Origin of the sequence: Bacillus sp. BPN334, from assembly GCF_008368885.1 — a bacterium.
Lineage (GTDB): Bacteria > Bacillota > Bacilli > Bacillales > Bacillaceae_G > Bacillus_A > Bacillus_A wiedmannii.
Genome location: NZ_QOZW01000006.1, coordinates 602,254 through 622,278, shown reverse-complemented (window position 1 = coordinate 622,278; position 20,025 = coordinate 602,254). Strand labels below are relative to the sequence as shown.

The window sequence follows — 20,025 nt, the reverse complement described above, 5'->3', positions numbered from 1 at the left end:
GCCGTTTACACTAATTGTAATTTTACTAAGCGCTCTGCAATTTGAACAGAATTCCATGCAGCGCCTTTTAATAAGTTATCAGATACGACCCAAAGATGGAATCCTTTATCATTATTTAAATCTTTACGGATTCTTCCAACGAATACTTCGTTTTTACCTACTGCAGTAGCTGGCATTGGATATAACTGCTCTTCTGGATTATCTTGTAGAACAATACCTTCCGCATTTGCAAGTAAGCTCTTGAATTCTTCTACTGTTACACCTTCTTTTTCTACTTCGATGTAAACAGACTCAGAGTGACCTGATACAACTGGTAAACGTACACATGTTGCCGCTACTTCTAATTCAGGCATATGCATAATTTTTTTCGTTTCATTAATCATTTTCATTTCTTCAAACGTAAATCCATTATCTTGGAATTTATCAATCTGTGGAATCGCGTTGAAAGCAATTTGGAAATGCTTTTTATCACCTGATACAGGTAAAACATTTGCCTTCACTTCTTCACCATTTAAGATTGCTTGTGATTGTTCATGAAGTTCTTCAATCGCTGCCGCACCAGCACCTGATACAGCTTGATATGTGGAAACGATTACTCGTTTTAAACCATATTGCTGACGAACTGGCTCAAGAGCTACTACCATTTGAATTGTAGAACAGTTTGGATTTGCAATAATACCATTATGTTCTTTTAAGTCGTTTTCATTTACTTCAGGTACAACAAGTGGCACGTTTTCTGTCATACGGAATGCACTTGTATTATCAACAACAATCGCACCGCGCTTTGCTGCTTCTGGCGCTAATTGTTTTGATACAGATCCACCAGCACTAAATAGTGCGATATCTACTCCTTCAAAACTTTCAGGAGTTGCCTCTTGAACTGTAAATTCTTCGCCTTTAAATACAAGTTTCTTACCTGCAGATCGTTTAGATGAAAGTAACGTTAACTTCCCGATTGGAAATTCTCGTTTCTCTAAAGTATTTAACATTTGTTCACCAACTGCGCCGGTTGCTCCAACTACAGCGACATGAAAAGTTTTTTGCTTTTCCATCACTATGCCCCTTTCTAGATACCAATCCTTCTATAACTTAGAATCAGAAGGAGTATACAATACCCCTTCTAATCTTAATAACGTTAATTTTATCATATTCTACAGTAAGAATGATGGTTTCATCAAAAATTGTCCGTTTTTTTTCGTTTTTTAATTCATATATCTGAATTTTTCTACGACAACCGGTTGCAATTGCTTTCCTTGCAGCGCTTCTAATACTGTATCTTCAAGCAGCTCCATACGAGCTACCATTGAGTTCGGTTTTTTCTCTGGTGCATCTTGACCGAATGGGACGAAGTAGATGTTTTTTGTTGCCATTAGGCGCATGAGGTTGACGCCATTCAGCCCTAAAGCATCATTCGTCGAAACAGCCAATACGACAGGCTTGCCATTTCTTAGCGTCGCTTTTGCTGCCATTAATACTGGAGAGTCTGTCATTGCATTTGCAAATTTACTCATAGAATTTCCTGTTAGTGGCGCAATCACCATACAATCTAGTGGAATTTTAGGTCCTAGTGGTTCTGCACCAACGATGGAATTAATCGCTTTAAAACCTGTTACTTCTTCAATCTTTTTAATCCACTCTGCTCCTTCGCCAAATCTCGTATTTGTTGATTGAACAGTGTAAGAAACAACGGGGCGTACTTCTGCTCCCTCAGCAATTAATTTTTCTAAATGAGGCATTACTTCTTCGTACGTACAATGTGAACCCGTAAAACCAAACCCTATTCTTTTCCCTTTTAAATTCATTCCCCATTCTCCTTTCTTGCTATTACGTCTTCTGCTAGTAACTGAGAAAGAACGTTCGCTAAAATTTGTCCTGCTGTTTTTGGAGCAACAATACCAGGTAATCCAGGTGCTAACAGCGCTTTGACTCCTCTTTTTTCCGCATATCTAAAGTCGGTACCGCCTGGTTTAGAAGCTAAATCAATTACTAACGTATGAGCTGGCATTTTTGAAATGACATTCGCTGTCACGACGAGATGCGGAATTGTATTAATGACAATATCGATATTTCCTACTTCTTTCTCAATGTTTTGCATATGAAAAGGAGAAAACATCATTTCTGTAATACGTGCAATATGTTCCGATCGTCTTGCTCCAACTTTGACATGGGCCCCTAATGATTGAAATGCTCTGGCAACACTCATCCCTGTTCTACCAAATCCTAAAACCATTACATTGGAACCATGAATTGTATAGTCGGTATGTTGAATTACCATCATTAATGTACCTTCTACAGTTGGAATAGAATTGTAGATTGCCACATCATCACGATCAAATAATTTAACAAGTTTGCGGTTTGTAGTAGATACGAGATTTTCCAAGTAAGGCGTACCAATACCTGAATATATAGTAAAGTGTTCTGGTGTATTTTCAATTTGTTCTTTCGTTATTGAAACTTTTTCGTTTGAAAAAATAGTATCTACTTCTCCCTTGGCATTTGTACCTGCAACTGGCAAAATAATTGCATCTACAGAAGTGAAATCTAAATTTTGTATACTTTCTTTTGCTGCCCCTGTGAAGCCATGATCTAACTGATCAAACCCTATCAATGAAAGTTTCGCATCCAATTCAACTAGCTTGCGAATTACTTCTAGCTGTCTTGCATCTCCTCCTATGACAGCAATATGCATCTCAGTCAACATTCCCTAATTCACCTTCTTTTTCTGTCATTTATAAGAAAAGTGCCTACTTTTTCTTTTTCCTCCACATCTTATGTAATGTACGAGTTTTAGGTGATTGAAAAACAAAAAGCACGTATGATTTATCCTGCTATTTGTATGCAGTAAGACAACCGTCTGAAAATTCGGCATATTAGAGGACATTATGCGAGAAATTGATTGCCGGTAAAAGCTCAATTCATGTGAGCTAATAATCAAAGGGAAATGAACAAAAAAAGATGACCAAAATGGCCATCTTTCACTTCGAATTTGAACGATCCGTAATATCACAAAGGATCATATCATACCCCACTTTTTTAATTTGGCTCCACCCTACTCTTATTTCTTGTGGTTCCTTTTTAAAACCTCCCCATTTTCCAGCAGGTATGATAAGAGCCTGTATTTGGCCATCCTTCTCATCAATCTCTAAATCCACATATCCTAAAACCCCCATTTTCTCGGCACTTTCTAAATTTACGATCTCTTTACCACTTAATTCGCTTAAACGCATACACTCTCCCCCTACCGAAATTGTGAATTTAAGTTATCCATAATTAGTACCTATTCTGTATATCCAAAAAAAATAACCGTATCTCATTTAAAAGAGATACGGTTATTTTTACATACTTCATATAAAGCAATTATAGTTTTATTCCTTTTGGAAGTTTTCCATCTGGACTAATTAATGCTGCAGAGAATTCATCTGTAAACATGTTACGAATTAACTCATCAACATTTTCTTTTGTTACTGTGTTTACACTTTCAATAATCTCATCAAGTGAACGATGCTTACGAAGTAGCAATTCATTTTTACCATTACGGCTCATACGGCTATTCGTACTTTCTAAACTTAACATTAAGTTTCCTTTTAATTGCTCTTTACTATTAATAAGCTCTTTTTCTGTAATACCTGTATTTTTCAATGTGTCTAATGTTTCTTGCATTGTTTCATACAGTGTATCTAATTGTTGGCTACCTGTTCCACCATACAGCGTTAACATACCTGTATCTTCATAAGAAGAATGGTAAGAAAATACTGAGTAGGCTAACCCGCGTTGCTCACGTACTTCTTGGAATAAACGGCTACTCATACTACCGCCTAAAACGTTATTTAATACAATTAAGTTATAAATATCTTCGTGTCCCATTTGTAAGCCTTTATATCCTAAACATAAATGAGCTTGTTCTGTTTCCTTTTTACGTGCTACTTTATTAAAATGGAAAATTGGGCTATGTACTTGTTCACGGTTTGTTGTTCCTTCATAACTACCGAAATATTGCTCTACCGTTTGTAAAAAGGCTTCATCAATATTTCCTGCAACTGAAACAACGACATTTTCAGGTGTGTAATGATCTTTTATATATTGGCGTAGCGTATCACCTGTAAACGTATCAAGCGTTTCTTCAGTTCCTAAAATAGGATATCCAAGCGGATGCGTTTCATATGTTGCTTTCGTTAACATATCATGCACAATATCATCTGGAGCATCTTCGTACATTTTAATTTCTTCACATACGACATTCTTCTCTTTTTTCAGTTCTTCCTCATCAAATGTTGAATTAAAGAACATATCTGCTAATACATCTAAAGCATATTTAGCATGCTCATCTAGCACTTTTGCATAGTAACAAGTGTATTCTTTTGAAGTAAAAGCATTCACTTGCCCACCAATGCTATCAAATGATTCTGCAATTTCGCGTGCACTACGTGTTTCCGTTCCTTTAAAGAACATATGCTCTAAAAAGTGGGAAACCCCATTATTTTTTTCATTTTCATTTCTTGATCCCGCATGGATCCAAATACCAATCGCAACCGATCTTACGGTTGGTATATTCTCCATAACTATTCTTACACCATTTTTACAAGTATATTTTTTAATCAAAAACTTTCCTCCTACTGCCAGTTTCTCTAAATAAGTGCTATTATTTAATGATAACAAGTTTAAGGATGAATGTCATGCAAATGTATTTAATCCACACGTTTTTCATCCAGTAATTCTGTTATATTCCCTACTTTATATCCTTGTTCCTTCAATTTTGTAATCATTGTATCTAATGCTTCTGTTGTTGATGAAGTTGGATGCATTAATACGATAGCACCTGGATGTATTTTTCTCATTACTCTCTGCAATAGTACATCTGGATCAGGTCGCTTCCAATCAATTGTATCGACAGTCCACATAATCGTTCCCATTTGGAAATCATCAGCAATTTTCACGACTTCATCCCGAAAACTTCCACTCGGCGGAGCAAACCATCTCACCTTTTGATTCGTAGCTGCTTCGATCATTCGATTTGTTTTTTGTAACTGATCTCGTATTTCATCAGAAGATAACGTTTTCATATTAGGGTGTGTGTAAGAATGATTTCCGACTTCTTGATTTGCATCGACAATCATTTTTGCAAATCGTAAATTTTCTTTCACCCAGCGTCCTTCTAAAAAGAAAGTCGCCTTCACATCATGTTTTTTCAATATCTCTAATATACGTGGCAAATACTCGTTTCCCCATGCCACATTTATTGTTAATCCCACCATCTTTTTATTTGGATGTCCCCTATAAATTGGAGCTGGTGATAAATCTTTTAAGTGGACACCCGGTGATACTTCCTTGAATTCAAGATTTTTTTGATCAAATTTCTTTAGCTTCTTCATATTATTATAGGATGCTTCGATATCAACTTGTCTTCCATTATATCCTGGTGTTGCTTTCCATATTTTATCAATCATCGCATTTTGAGGTGCAATCTCATATTGTTTTGCATGTTTTTGAATTTCTTCATACAAGTTATCCTGTGCAAAAACGGAATAAGAGCCTACACTGACATATAAAAAAACTATACATATGTATGCCAATATACGAGCTTTCATATAAACCCTCCCATTAACTATATAAAAACCTTTTTTCTTCTTATCTTTGTTAATTTGAGCGTTATAATGAAAACTATACCTATACTGACATAAAAATATATGTAAATCATATTTTTCACATAACAAAAAAAGCCAGTTTAACTGGCTTTTACTTATTGCTGCTCTTGTTTGTTTTCTTCTTTAGCAGCTTCTTTTTCTTGCTCTTCTTTTAGCAATACTTTTCTAGATAGATTCACGCGACCTTGCTTGTCAATCTCGATAACTTTAACTGTAATTACATCACCGATTTTTACAACGTCTTCTACTTTACCTACACGCTCAAGTGCAAGTTCAGAAATGTGAACTAATCCGTCTTTACCGCTGAATAATTCAACGAAAGCACCGAATTTCTCAACACGTTTCACTTTTCCTTCGTAGATTTCACCTACTTGTACTTCGCGAACGATATCTTCGATAATTTTCTTAGCTTTGTCATTCATTTCTTGATTTATTGAAGAAATGAATACTGTACCATCTTGCTCGATGTCAATTTTAACGCCAGTTTCTTCAATAATTTTATTGATTTGTTTACCGCTCGGCCCAATAACGTCACGGATTTTATCTGGGTTAATTGTCATTGTAATAATCTTTGGAGCGTAAGCTGATAATTCAGTACGTGGCTCTGCAATAACAGATAACATATGATTTAGAATGTGCACACGACCGACTTTCGCTTGTTGTAATGCCTCTTCTAAAATTTCACGAGATAGACCATCGATTTTAATGTCCATTTGAAGTGCAGTTACACCTTTTGCTGTACCTGCTACTTTAAAGTCCATATCACCTAAATGATCTTCCATACCTTGAATATCAGATAAAATTGTGTAATGCTCACCAGTTTTAACTAGGCCCATTGCAATACCTGCAACTGGAGCTTTAAGTGGAACACCAGCATCCATCATTGCTAAAGTACTACCACAAATACTTGCTTGTGAAGTAGAACCATTTGATTCTAAAACTTCAGATACAAGACGTACTGTATATGGGAAATCTTTTTCAGATGGAATTACAGGCTCAAGAGCACGTTCTCCTAGTGCACCGTGACCAATTTCACGACGACCTGGTCCACGCATCGGTCTTGTTTCACCAACACTAAATGATGGGAAATTGTAATGGTGCATAAAGCGTTTTGATTCCTCTACACCAAGACCATCTAAAATTTGCACATCGCCTAATGCACCTAATGTACAAATACTTAATGCTTGTGTTTGTCCACGTGTGAACAGACCAGAACCGTGTGTACGAGATAAAATGCCAACCTCTGATGCTAATGGACGGATTTCGTCACCTTTACGGCCATCTGGGCGGATTTTTTCAACTGTAATAAGACGACGTACTTCTTCTTTTACAATTTTATATAAAATCTCACTTACTTGTCCTAATGTATCAGCGTCAGCTTCCTGCGCTTCGTAATGCTCAATTACACGCTTTTTCACTTCGTTAATTGCATCTTCACGTGCATGTTTCTCATGTACTTGAATTGCAGAATGCATATCCTTCTCAGACATTTCACGTACAGCTTGATTAAGATCAGCGTCAACTTCATACAGTTTCACTTCTGATTTCTCTTTACCTACAGCTTGTACAATCTCTTCTTGGAATGCAATTAGACGTTTAATTTCGTCATGTCCAAACATAATTGCTTCTAACATTGTTTCTTCAGGCACTTGATCTGCTCCTGCTTCAACCATGTTAATTGCATCTTTCGTACCAGCCACAACAAGGTGAATATCACTTTGTTCTTGCTGTTCTACTGTTGGATTAATAACGAATTCGCCGTTAATACGACCAACTGTTGCACCCGCGATTGGGCCTTCAAATGGAATATCTGAAATCGATAACGCTAATGAAGAACCAAGCATAGCTGCCATTTCAGAAGAACAATCTTGATCAACACTCATTACTATGCTGACAACTTGTACTTCGTTACGGAAACCATCTGCGAAAAGTGGACGAATTGGGCGGTCGATTAAACGACTTGCCAAAATTGCTTTTTCACTCGGACGACCTTCACGTTTAATGAAACCGCCAGGAATTTTCCCGACTGCATATAAACGCTCTTCATAGTTTACTGTAAGTGGGAAGAAATCTACATTTTTTGGTTCTTTTGATGCAGTTGCTGTAGATAGAACCGCTGTATCGCCATATCTTACTAATACTGCTCCGTTCGCTTGCTTCGCAAGCTGACTTGTTTCAACTGTTAGCTGGCGACCAGCTAAATCTATCGAGAAGACTTGCTTTTCTTGACTCATTTAAGTACCCCTCTCAATTTAAAGTATTCAATTCTTCTATGTAAATGGATAGTATATCACAATATTCTACCTCTAGTATTACCGAAAATGAAGTAAGCTATAAAGGGTAGAAGATATATTTTTACCTAACAAAAAAGCGGGAATATTCCCGCTTCTTTGACTATCGACGTAAGCCAAGCTTTGTGATTAATTCACGGTAACGTGTGATATCGCTATTACGAAGGTAAGTTAGTAAGTTACGACGTTTACCAACCATCTTTAATAGACCACGACGTGAATGATGATCTTTCTTGTGAGTACGTAAGTGCTCGTTTAGAGTGTTAATTTGCTCCGTTAGGACAGCAATTTGAACCTCTGGAGAACCAGTATCAGTCTCATGAGTTCTAAATTGTGCAATGATTTCATTTTTACGCTCTTGTGTTAAAGCCATCCTATTTCACCTCCTATTAATTAAACCCCCAATTACCTAGCAAGCGTCGGTGAGTCGCAATGCCAAGCAATGGTTGTCATAAAGTACATAACATAGAATACTACTTTTCATTTGAAAAAGCAAGTATATTCTTTTCGTTCGCAAAATATTCTTGTGCTGTTTTCTTATCTTTTGCAATTTGTTCAACTAACTCATCGATGCCATTGAATTTCTTTTCTTCTCTTATACGCATATGCCACTCTACTGTAACATTTTGTTCATATATGTCTTTGTTAAATTCAAATAAGTGCACTTCAATAGATAATTGACGCTCATCTTCTTTAAAAGTTGGTTTATATCCAATATTACATACACCATCGTACCATTCATCGTGAACTTTTAATCTCACTGCATAAACACCTACAGGTGGTAATAGATACTCATCACTTAAACCTATATTAGCTGTAGGAAAACCAATTTGACGTCCACGCTTATCACCGTGTACAACCGTTCCCCCTACTGTATATGCTCTACCTAAAATAGATGGAATTTGTTCCATTTCGCCATTTCGAATTAACTTTCGTAATGCTGTAGAACTTACTTTCTCTTCTTGAAATTCAACTTTTTCAATCACAGTCTGTGTAAACTCCCCTCTTGCATGAAATGGTAAAGTCTCCATCTTTCCTTTTCCTAAACGTCCATATGAATAATCAAACCCTGCTACTACATGCTTTACATTCAAACCAATAATATAATCATCTACAAATTGTTGTGGCAATAAGCCTGCAAACGATTCATCAAATTTAATAACATATAATATATCGATCCCTAAGTTTTCGACTATTTTTTCTTTATCACACATTGGTGTAATATACTCCGCATGCGCTTCCTTTTTTCCTAAAACAACAGATGGGTGCGGATAAAATGTCATAACTGCACTTTTATATCCTCGTTCATCAGCTATTTGTTTCGCAGTTCGAATCACACATTGATGTCCTAAATGAATGCCATCAAAAAATCCTAATGCCATTACAGTAGGTGGTAATTCTAATTTATTTTGTTCATGTGGATGAGTTAAATGAATAAGTTTCACGCTTGAATTCACCTTTTTCTGTAATAATCCTTCCAATAATTCATTATAGCTTTAGTTCTTGATTATTCACAAGTACTTTCATCGGCTTTAGCATACCAGGGTGTTTTGGATGGTGCTCATAAATTGCAAGGCAGCGATTATTTGTATCAAACACTGTTATAAATGGCGCCGTTATTTGCAATTCATTTTTTAAGAACATACCATTCTTTATTTTCTCTGCTTGCTTTTCATCTACAACCATTTTTGGAAACTTACTTAATGCTTCATCAATTGAAATGAAGATAGACTCTACTGTTCCATTTTGCACGTTTTCTTCAATTTCTTCAAATGATATGCAATCTTCTAATAAAAATTCACCCGAAGCTGTTCTTACAAGGTGAGACATATGTGATGGGAAACCAAGTTTTTCACCAATCATTACTGCTAATGTTCTTACATATGTCCCTTTACTACACGTTACACGGAAACGAAATGAAATATTTTCCCCCTCAAACACTTCACGATCATCTAGTAATACAAATTCATGAATTGTAATTGTACGAACTGGACGTTCAACTTCTTGTCCTGCTCTTGCATATTCATATAGTTTTTTTCCGTTAACTTTTACAGCTGAAAACATCGGAGGCATTTGTTCAATCGTACCTGTTAATGCAGCAAGAGCCCCTTCTACTTCCTTACGAGTAATAACACGATCTACATTTTTCGTTTCAACAACTTCACCAGAAGCATCTTCAGTTGTCGTTGAAAATCCAAGTGTTACTTCACCTTCATATGTTTTCGTCTCACTCGTTAAAAATTGTGCAATCTTCGTTGCTCGTCCTACACAAATAGGTAATACTCCTGTTACATCTGGATCTAATGTTCCTGTATGACCAATTCGTTTCTCACGCAATATCTTTCTTAATTTAAATACACAATCATGTGATGTCATGCCTTTTGGCTTATGTAATAATACTACACCTTCCATATATGTTCACCTCATCATAATTCTTTCATAGTAATTATCCAAAATTAATTTTGCATTGAAAAAATGGATAGACAAATGTCTATCCATTATTCTTCACGTTTACCGTCTTTATTAATTTGATGTAAAAGTGTATCAATTCGATGACCATATCCGATAGACTCATCAAACTCAAAGGAAATTTCCGGTGTTTTACGAAGACGAATACGCTGGCCAATTTCTGAACGAATGAAACCTTTTGCCTTCGCTAAACCTTTTAATGTACTTTCTTTCTGTTCCTCATCACCTAAAACAGAAATATATACTGTAGCAATTTGTAAATCTCCACTCACTTGTACATCTGTTACTGTAACAAATCCAACACGTGGATCTTTAATTTTACGACTGATGATGTCGCCTAATTCTTTTTTCATTTGCTCGCCTACACGGTTTGCACGTAATTTCATAACTCTTCACCTCATTCAATACCATTCCAATTGTGTTATTGTACGTTCAATTTCAGGAAATGAATCGATGTACTCGAGTACACGATTCATTTCTTTTTCACAAATAACACGATTAGAGGATACAGAAACAATTGCAATTTCTGTACGTTGCCATACATCTTGATGCCCTACTTCTGAAACAGCTACATTATAACGCTGCTTCACACGAGTTAGCACCCGTTGCAAAATTGCTCGTTTCTCTTTTAAAGAATGCACATCGTAAATCATACACTCGAATGAGAGTGAAGCGATAATCATCGCTTCACTTCTTCCATAATGTACGCTTCAATGATGTCCCCTTCTTTAAGATCATTATATCTCTCAATTGTAATACCACACTCATAGTTTTGTGCAACTTCTTTTACGTCATCTTTGAAACGTTTTAACGTATCAAGTTGTCCTTCGAAAATTACTACGCCATCACGGATAATACGCACGCCACTATCACGTGTAATTTTACCGTCAATTACGTAACAACCTGCGATTGTTCCAACTTTTGTTACTTTGAATGTTTGGCGTACTTCCGCTTGACCGATTACTTTTTCTTCGAATTCTGGATCCAGCATACCTTGCATTGCTGATTCGATTTCTTCGATTACTTTATAGATAATACGGTGTAAACGAACATCAACATTCTCTAATTCAGCTGTACGCTTCGCATTCACATCAGGGCGTACGTTAAATCCAATTACAATTGCATTAGATGCAGAAGCTAAAATAACATCAGATTCTGTAATCGCACCTACGCCTGTATGGATAATTTTAACTTTAACACCTTCAACATCAATTTTACGAAGTGACGCTGCCATTGCTTCTACAGAACCTTGTACGTCTGCTTTCACAATTAAGTTAATTTCTTTTACATCGCCTTCTTGGATTTGTTGGAATAAATCTTCAAGGCTTAATTTAGATTTTTCACCACGTTGAGCAAGTAACGCTTCTTGTGCACGTGATTCACCGATTTGACGAGCTTTCTTCTCATCAGCGAATGCCATGAAACGATCTCCCGCTTGTGGTACTTCATTTAAACCTGTAATTTCAACAGGAGTTGATGGACCAGCAACTTTTACACGACGACCAATATCACTTACCATTGCACGAACACGTCCGAATGAAGTACCAACAACGATTGGATCTCCAACTCGAAGTGTACCGTTTTGAACAAGTAATGTCGCGATAGTTCCTTTACCTTTATCAAGCTGTGCTTCGATTACAGTACCAGTTGCATAACGGTTTGGATTTGCTTTATATTCTTCTACTTCACTTACAAGAAGAATCATTTCTAGTAAGTTGTCAATTCCTTCACCTTGAATTGCAGAAATTGGTACGAAAATTGTATCTCCGCCCCAAGCTTCTGGAACTAATTCATATTCTGTTAATTCTTGCATTACACGATCAGGATTTGCCGCTGGTTTATCCATTTTATTCACAGCTACAATAATTGGTACTCCAGCTGCTTTCGCATGGCTAATCGCTTCAACTGTTTGTGGCATAACACCGTCATCAGCTGCAACAACAAGAATTGTAATATCCGTTACTTGCGCACCACGAGCACGCATCGTTGTAAATGCCGCGTGACCAGGCGTATCTAAGAATGTAATCTTCTTGTCATTTACTTCAACTTGGTATGCACCAATATGCTGAGTAATTCCACCTGCTTCGCCTGCAGTTACTTTTGAATTACGGATAGAGTCAAGTAAAGTTGTTTTACCATGGTCAACGTGCCCCATAATTGTAACTACAGCTGGACGCTCTTTTAAGTTCTCTTCATCATCTTGCTCATCGATGAATGTTTCAAATTCAGTTTCACTTACAACTACTTCTTCTTCTACTTCAATACCATAATCAGTAGCAATTAACTCAATTGTATCTTTATCTAAGTCTTGGTTAATTGTTGCCATAATTCCAAGCATAAAGAGCTTCTTAATAATTTCAGACGGCTCTTTGCTTAATTTTTTAGCAAGCTCACCTACTGTAAGACTTCCAGAGAAAGTAAGTTTATCTGGTGTTTCTACAATTTGTGTTTGTTGTCTTCCAGCAAAGTTATCTTGACGTTTGTCTTCATTTCCTTTGCCTTTTTTCTTTTTCTTATTGCTGTTCTTTTTACTACGAACAACTTTTTCTTCTACTTCAAACTCATCTGCAACAGAAGGTTTTTCAGTTTGGTACGCATTATCTAATTTGTTTACTACTTCATCGTCTAACATTGTCATATGATTCGAAACCTCGATATTCATTTCTTTTAGTTTTGTCATAAGATCTTTACTTGAGATATTATGTTGTTTTGCATATTCATGCACTCGAATTTTACTCATACCTTCACCCCCGGTAATTTGTATCGAGCATGCTACGCAGCTTTTTCGCAAAGCCCTCATCTAACACAGCTACAACGACTCGCTCGTCTCTCCCAATCGCATGCCCTAATTGTTGTCGATTTTCGACCTTTCTCATTGGTACGTTGTAATACGTCGCTTTATCCGTGATGCGTTTTGTAGTATTTGCTGACGCATCTTCAGATAGCAATACAAGTTTTGCTTTGCCACTTCGTACTTCTTTTAAAACAAGTTCTTCACCCGAAATAATTTTCCGAGCCCGGTTTGCTAGTCCTAAAAACGATTTCCAATCGGACACTTATTTCGACTCCTTCTCAACAAGCTCAAGAAGCTCTTCGTATAGAGAACCGTCGATTTTCGCTTTTAGATGATGTTCCAAAACATTTTTCTTTTGGGCTTGAAGAATACTTTCTTTATCTTTTGATAAATAAGCACCTCGTCCTGATTTCTTTCCAGTTAAATCAATGGACACTTCTCCCTCTTTGGAACGAACAATGCGAACGAGCTCTCGTTTTGATTTCATTTCTTGCGTTGCAACACATTTTCGTAACGGAACTTTTCGATTGCTCATACTCATCACCTCTATTCGATTTCGTCTTCAACTGAATCGAATCCGAATGCGATTACGCTATCTTCTTCTGTTACAATACCAAGTTGTTTCGCATCAGACTCACTCTTAATATCAATTTTCCAACCTGTTAATTTAGCTGCAAGACGTGCATTTTGTCCACGCTTACCAATAGCTAATGACAGTTGGTGGTCTGGAACAACAACAGTTGTTGCTTTTTCTTCTTCATCTACAAGCACTTTAACAACTTGTGATGGGCTTAAAGCATTTGCAACATATTCTACTGGATCATTTGACCAGCGAACGATGTCAATCTTTTCGCCTTTTAATTCGTCTACAATGCGTTGTACACGTTGTCCTTTCGGTCCTACACAAGAACCTACTGGATCAACATCAATGTTCTCTGCATGTACAGAAATTTTAGAACGATCGCCAGCTTCACGTGCTACAGAACGAATTTCAACAGTTCCATCATAAATTTCAGGAACTTCCATTTCGAATAAACGTTTTAAAAGACCAGGATGTGTACGTGATACGTAAATTTGTGGTCCTTTTGTTGTTTTTTCTACTTTCGTAATGAATACGCGAATACGATCATGTGGTTTGTACTGTTCGTTTGGCATTTGCTCACTTACAGGTAATAAAGCTTCTACTTTCCCTAAGCTTACATAGATAAAACGAGCATCTTGACGTTGTACGATACCCACCATGATATCTTCTTCACGGTCACTAAACTCAGAGTAAATAACACCACGCTCTGCTTCGCGCACTCGTTGTGTTACAACCTGTTTTGCAGTTTGTGCTGCAATACGACCGAAATCTTTTGGTGTTACTTCAATCTCTAGTACGTCACCATCTTGATAGTTTGGATTAATTTGTCTTGCTTCTTCAACAGAAATTTCAAGACGTGGATCAAACACATTATCTACAACGTCTTTACGTGCTAAAACTTGAATTGTTCCCACTTCTGGGTTAAAGCTCACACGAACGTTTTGTGCTTGATTAAAATTGCGTTTATAAGCAGAGATTAACGCTGCTTCAATCGCATCAATAATAATATCTTTGCTGATTCCTTTTTCTGACTCTAATACGAGCAAGGCATCTAACAACTCAGTGCTCATGAAGATCCCCCTTCTAACTAAAACGTAACAGCAAGTCGCGCATTTGCAACTTTATCCATTGGAATTTGGATTTCTTTTTTACGTGTTTTAATTGTTAATAATAATGTAATTGTAGTACCATCGTAGGAAAGTAGCTTTCCTTCAAACATTTTTTCACCATCAATCGGCTCATATGTTTTAATTGCCACTTGTTTTCCTACCGCTTGCTGGAAGTCTTTCTCTTTCTTTAATGGGCGTTCCGCTCCAGGAGATGATACATCCAAAAAGTAAAGATGAGGAATTGGATCCTCTTTATCTAAAGCTTCGCTTAAACGTTCACTTACCGCACCGCATTCTTCAATGTCGACTCCCTTTTCAGAATCGATGAATACGCGTAAGAACCAGTCTTGTCCTTCTTGCACATACTCTACATCTACAAGTTCAAGATTTAACTCTTCAACGATTGGCTGCGCAAATGCTTCTACAACTTCTGTGACTTTCTTATCCATAAACAGCCTCCTTCCTGCCGCCATGTACCATTTACAAGAAAAGACCCCGTCCATAAAAACGGTCCATCTTATTCTTTCTCGTTAGCTAACAAAAGCCCCTGCCGTTAAGCAGGGAATATCTGTCTTAGTATTACCAAATTTAAGAAGTAAAACTTGTAACAAAATATGTATATACGACAGAAATTTCTTACCTCTCCACATCAATAAAACGTAGATAGTAACACGAAAGAGTGGGTTTCCCCACTCTTTTTTTTACACAATATACATGACATGGTTATCTCGGTTAATAGTATACCATAGCAAATGTTGATTTGCAAAGACTTTTCCTACCTATTAGAACAGTGATAACTGGTTTTGATCAGGTAGATCGCCTAAGCAACCTTGACTATCTAAATACTCAATAATTGTTTTCGAAACCTTACTGCGCTGCTGTAAATCTTCTTTTGATAAGAAATCTCCATTTTTGCGTGCTTCTACAATACTTAAAGCTGCGTTTGTACCAAGTCCAGGCACTGCATTAAATGGAGGAATTAAAGTATCCCCATCAATAATAAATTCTGTTGCATGCGAACGGTATAAATCAACCTTTTGGAATGAGTATCCACGCTCACACATTTCAAGTGTCATTTCTAGTACTGTTAATAAACTTTTCTCTTTCGGCGCTGCATCCAAACCTTTTTGCGCAATTTCATCAATTCTTACACGTATAGATGCTGAACCCTTCGCCATCGCCTCTATATCAAAGTCATCTGCACGAACTGTAAAGTATGCCGCATAGAATAGAAGCGCGAAATGTACTTTAAAGTATGCAATACGTACAGCCATAAGTACGTAAGCAGCCGCATGGGCTTTAGGGAACATGTACTTTATTTTCTTACATGAATCAATATACCAACCTGGTACATTATTACTTTTCATGTCATCTTCCCATTCTTCCGGTACACCTTTACCTTTACGAACTGACTCCATGATTTTGAAGGCTAATGATGGGTCTAAACCTTGATAGATTAAATATACCATAATGTCATCACGACAACCGATAACTTCACTCAGCGTACATGTACCGTTATAAATTAACTCGTTTGCATTACCAAGCCATACGTCTGTACCATGTGATAGTCCAGAGATTTGGACTAACTCAGAGAATGTCGTAGGTTTCGTCTCTTCTAACATCTGCCTTACGAATTTCGTACCAAACTCTGGTATACCAAGTGTACCTGTTTTACAGTTAATTTGTTCTTCCGTTACCCCTAATGATTCCGGGCCTGAGAAAATTTTCATTACTTCTGGATCGTCTGTCGGGATTGTTTTCGGATCAATACCACTTAAATCTTGTAACATACGAATAACAGTCGGATCATCGTGTCCTAGTATATCAAGTTTCAATAAATTATCATGAATGGAGTGGAAATCAAAGTGTGTCGTTCTCCACTCAGCCCCTATTGAATCCGCCGGAAACTGAATTGGTGAGAAATCAAAGATATCCATGTAATCTGGTACAACGATAATACCACCTGGATGCTGTCCGGTTGTACGTTTTACGCCCGTACATCCTGCTACTAAGCGGTCAATCTCTGCATTTCGAATCGTTAAATTATGATCATTTGCATAACCTTTTACATATCCATAAGCCGTTTTTTCCGCGACTGTACCTATTGTACCCGCACGGTATACATAATCTTCACCGAACAGTACTTTCGTATAGTTATGAGCACGTGGTTGGTATTCCCCGGAGAAGTTCAGATCGATATCGGGTACCTTATCTCCTTTAAATCCAAGGAACGTTTCGAACGGAATATCATGTCCATCTTTCACGTATGGAACATTACATGCAGGACATTCTTTATCCGGCAAGTCAAAACCAGAACCTACAGAACCATCATTAAAGAATTCTGATTGCTTACACTTCGGACATACATAGTGTGGTGGTAATGGGTTTACTTCTGTAATTTCCATCATCGTTGCAACGAACGATGAACCTACCGATCCACGCGAACCTACTAAATATCCGTCTACTAACGATTTCTTCACAAGCTTATGTGAAATTAAATAAATTACGGCGAATCCATGCCCAATAATACTTTTTAATTCTTTTTCTAAACGCGCTTCTACAATTTCAGGTAACTCTTCACCATAAATGCTACGCGCCATTTTATAACTCATGTCACGCGTCTCATCATCTGCACCTTCAATTTTCGGTGTATATAGATCATCTTTCACCGGATGAACATCACCAATCAATGATGCAACCTTTTGTGTATTCGTTACAACAATTTCTTTCGCTACGTCTTCACCTAAGAATGAAAAACACTCTAACATTTCATCCGTTGTACGGAAATGTACAGGTGGTAATGAATGTCGGTTTAACGGATTGGCTCCGCCCTGCGAACTGACTAAAATTTTGCGATACATTGCATCCTCTGGATCTATATAATGCACGTTTCCTGTAGCAACAACTGGTTTATCTAACGTCTCACCTAGTTTTACTAAGTTAGAAATAATTGTTTTTAATTGTCCCTCATCTCGAACCAGTTCACGTTCTACTAAATGACGTAACACCTCTGGAGGCATTACTTCAATGTAATCATAGAACTGCGCAATTTCTTCTACCTCTTCAGGAGCTTTTTGCATCATCGCCTCAAACACTTCACCTTTATCACAAGCCGTTCCTACTAAAATTCCTTCACGATATTTTTTTAATAGTGACCTTGGTACTCGTGGTACACGATAAAAGTAATTTAGGTGAGAATAGGAAACAAGTTTATATAAATTTTTCAACCCTACATCTGATGTGGCAAGTAACGTCATATGACTTGGACGTCCACGCTTATACGCATCCCCTTGCCCCATGCTATCATTTAATTGATCGTGATATTCAAATCCCTTTTCAATCACATCTTTTAACATTTTCACAAGTAAGTATCCCGTTGCTTCTGTATCATAAATCGCACGGTGATGTTGCGTTAATTCAATATCAAGCTTTTTACACATCGTATTTAATCGGTGGTTTTTCATTTCTGGGAATAAGAATCTTGCAAGTTCTAACGTATCAATAACAGGATTATTCGTTTTTTCTAGCCCAGCCTTTTTAAAACCTACGTTAATAAAGCCCATATCAAAACTTGCGTTATGAGCAACAAGTGTATGGTCGCCCATCCATTCTTCAAACTTTTTAAACACTTCGTCCACTTCTGGTGCATCCGTTAACATATCATCTGTAATACCTGTTAATTCAATAATCGTCGCAGATAATGGCTGATGTGGATTTGCGAAAGATTCAAAGCGGTCAATAATTTCGCCACCTTTTACTTTTACAGCCGCTAACTCGATAACAGTATCATATACAGCTGATAAACCTGTCGTCTCAACGTCGAAAACAACATATGTTTCCTCTGCAAGTAAACGATGCGCTTCGTTATATGCAATTGGTACACCATCATTAACTAGATTCGCTTCTACACCATATATAACTTTAACCCCAGCCTTTTTACCCGCAGAATATGCCTCTGGGAAAGACTGCGCAACAGCATGGTCTGTAACAGCGATTGCCTCATGTCCCCATTTACCTGCTTGGGCAACAAGTCTAGAAACAGGAGTAACAGCGTCCATTTGGCTCATCGGTGTGTGAAGATGCAGCTCTACACGTTTTTCACCTTCTGGCGCTTTATCTTTACGAGACGGTCCTGTTATTTCATTTATATCATTTGCAATCATTACTAAATCTCGAACGAATGTATCATTTTGAACAGAACCACGCGCTTTCACCCACATTCCTTTTTTCAAGGATTGCAGCATTGGAATATCTTCTTTGTCACGCGAGAACATTTTGATCATAATTGAATCCGTATAGTCTGTTATTTTTAAAGTTAATAACGTACGGCCACTACGCAGCTCTTTCGTTTCTACATGGAAGACGTATCCTTGAACTGTTTTTCTTCTTTCTTCATCTTGAATTTCTCGCATCGGTGTAATCTCTTCATCCGGCTTAATGAGATATCCGAGTACAACCGGTCCTTCATGCACAACGCTACTTTCTTCAGCTTGCTTCTTCGCCATTTCTTCCATAGCTTGTATAACACGTTCACGATCTTCTTGCTGCGTTTGCTCACGAAACTTTTGCATTTCTTCTGTATTTTGCTGTATATGTGTGTCTAACTGAAAACGCGGGAATCCAAAAGTTTCGTATTGATCCCCTACTGGTTTCGCAACGTTTTTCTTTAAAGCAGTAGATTCCAGCTCATTATTCACATTTATTAGCAACTTCACTCCATTCACCTGCGGAAGCTGCTTCTTTAAGTAAGCAAACATAGGTGAAAATGTAATTCGTTCCGTACAAAGCGGCCAATACGCCCTCACTTCTTCTTCTGTAAATTGTTTATTCTCTGTTTCTAATGCAAATGTTGTTCTTGCAATATGAGAAAATGATTGCTTAAGCTTTGTTTCTAGCAATTCATATAATTCTGTAGGCAAAATACGTGGCACTTGTAAATCAAAATGCCAACTTTTATTCGCTTTATCAATAACGAGCCTTTCAATACCACCACCTTGTAAATATTGATTTATAAGGTCGTCTGGTATTTGCAACTGCTGGAGCAAAATTTGAAATCGCTCTTGTTGTTCATTTGTTAAAGACATAAGCACTCTCCTTCCATTTGCTATTATAAATTGAAACGTACTACAAAGAAAGA

Annotated in this window: 18 protein-coding genes; all 18 read right to left on the bottom strand. The window is 37.2% G+C overall.

All coding sequences use genetic code 11. The features are described 5' to 3' along the window. Nucleotides 1–5 precede the first annotated feature (5 nt). A complete protein-coding gene (gene asd, locus DN393_RS10300; RefSeq protein WP_000414854.1) occupies nt 6–1,052 on the bottom strand; it encodes an aspartate-semialdehyde dehydrogenase in 1,047 nt (348 codons plus the stop codon). Between the two features lie 150 nt (nt 1,053–1,202). Continuing rightward, complete coding sequence (dpaB, locus tag DN393_RS10295; protein ID WP_001049480.1) at nt 1,203–1,802, bottom strand: dipicolinate synthase subunit B; 600 nt, start codon at nt 1,800–1,802, stop codon at nt 1,203–1,205. Further along, on the bottom strand, nt 1,799–2,701 hold the full coding sequence (gene dpaA / locus DN393_RS10290; protein WP_000954740.1) for a dipicolinic acid synthetase subunit A: 903 nt from the start codon (nt 2,699–2,701) through the stop codon (nt 1,799–1,801). The genes dpaB and dpaA overlap by 4 nt, the downstream gene beginning before the upstream one ends. Before the next feature lie 274 nt (nt 2,702–2,975). Beyond that, nucleotides 2,976–3,227, bottom strand: coding sequence for a YlmC/YmxH family sporulation protein (locus DN393_RS10285; RefSeq protein WP_064475021.1), 252 nt, complete (start codon nt 3,225–3,227; stop codon nt 2,976–2,978). 130 nt (nt 3,228–3,357) lie between these two features. Then, a complete protein-coding gene (locus DN393_RS10280; protein WP_000593005.1) occupies nt 3,358–4,599 on the bottom strand; it encodes a M16 family metallopeptidase in 1,242 nt (413 codons plus the stop codon). A gap of 86 nt (nt 4,600–4,685) precedes the next feature. After that, the gene (locus tag DN393_RS10275) at nt 4,686–5,585 is read right to left on the bottom strand and encodes a polysaccharide deacetylase family protein (protein WP_064475020.1); all 900 of its coding nucleotides are present in this window, start codon (nt 5,583–5,585) and stop codon (nt 4,686–4,688) included. 152 nt (nt 5,586–5,737) lie between these two features. Continuing rightward, nucleotides 5,738–7,876 (bottom strand): polyribonucleotide nucleotidyltransferase, encoded by a 2,139-nt coding sequence (gene pnp / locus DN393_RS10270; RefSeq protein ID WP_046957398.1) that lies wholly within the window; start codon nt 7,874–7,876, stop codon nt 5,738–5,740. A 160-nt stretch (nt 7,877–8,036) separates the two neighbouring features. Continuing rightward, nucleotides 8,037–8,306, bottom strand: coding sequence for a 30S ribosomal protein S15 (rpsO, locus tag DN393_RS10265; RefSeq protein WP_001229392.1), 270 nt, complete (start codon nt 8,304–8,306; stop codon nt 8,037–8,039). A 100-nt stretch (nt 8,307–8,406) separates the two neighbouring features. After that, a complete protein-coding gene (ribF, locus tag DN393_RS10260; protein ID WP_064475019.1) occupies nt 8,407–9,378 on the bottom strand; it encodes a bifunctional riboflavin kinase/FAD synthetase in 972 nt (323 codons plus the stop codon). A gap of 43 nt (nt 9,379–9,421) precedes the next feature. Then, complete coding sequence (gene truB / locus DN393_RS10255) at nt 9,422–10,345, bottom strand: tRNA pseudouridine(55) synthase TruB (RefSeq protein WP_048545987.1); 924 nt, start codon at nt 10,343–10,345, stop codon at nt 9,422–9,424. Nucleotides 10,346–10,431: 86 nt separating this feature from the next. Beyond that, complete coding sequence (rbfA, locus tag DN393_RS10250) at nt 10,432–10,788, bottom strand: 30S ribosome-binding factor RbfA (RefSeq protein WP_000776445.1); 357 nt, start codon at nt 10,786–10,788, stop codon at nt 10,432–10,434. 15 nt (nt 10,789–10,803) lie between these two features. After that, nucleotides 10,804–11,085 (bottom strand): DUF503 domain-containing protein, encoded by a 282-nt coding sequence (locus tag DN393_RS10245; protein WP_000582364.1) that lies wholly within the window; start codon nt 11,083–11,085, stop codon nt 10,804–10,806. Then, nucleotides 11,082–13,142: a translation initiation factor IF-2 gene (infB, locus tag DN393_RS10240; protein WP_064475018.1), complete on the bottom strand. Its 2,061-nt coding sequence runs from the start codon at nt 13,140–13,142 to the stop codon at nt 11,082–11,084. The genes DN393_RS10245 and infB overlap by 4 nt, the downstream gene beginning before the upstream one ends. 4 nt (nt 13,143–13,146) lie before the next feature. Continuing rightward, complete coding sequence (locus tag DN393_RS10235; RefSeq protein ID WP_001286521.1) at nt 13,147–13,458, bottom strand: YlxQ family RNA-binding protein; 312 nt, start codon at nt 13,456–13,458, stop codon at nt 13,147–13,149. After that, nucleotides 13,459–13,731 carry an RNase P modulator RnpM gene (gene rnpM, locus DN393_RS10230; protein ID WP_000071127.1) on the bottom strand — a complete coding sequence of 91 codons (273 nt, stop codon included), beginning with the start codon at nt 13,729–13,731 and terminating at the stop codon, nt 13,459–13,461. Nucleotides 13,732–13,742: 11 nt separating this feature from the next. Further along, nucleotides 13,743–14,849: a transcription termination factor NusA gene (gene nusA, locus DN393_RS10225; RefSeq protein ID WP_000102596.1), complete on the bottom strand. Its 1,107-nt coding sequence runs from the start codon at nt 14,847–14,849 to the stop codon at nt 13,743–13,745. 17 nt (nt 14,850–14,866) lie between these two features. Beyond that, nucleotides 14,867–15,337, bottom strand: coding sequence for a ribosome maturation factor RimP (gene rimP, locus DN393_RS10220; RefSeq protein WP_000359098.1), 471 nt, complete (start codon nt 15,335–15,337; stop codon nt 14,867–14,869). 333 nt (nt 15,338–15,670) lie between these two features. After that, the gene (locus DN393_RS10215; protein ID WP_064475017.1) at nt 15,671–19,972 is read right to left on the bottom strand and encodes a PolC-type DNA polymerase III; all 4,302 of its coding nucleotides are present in this window, start codon (nt 19,970–19,972) and stop codon (nt 15,671–15,673) included. Nucleotides 19,973–20,025: the final 53 nt, after the last annotated feature.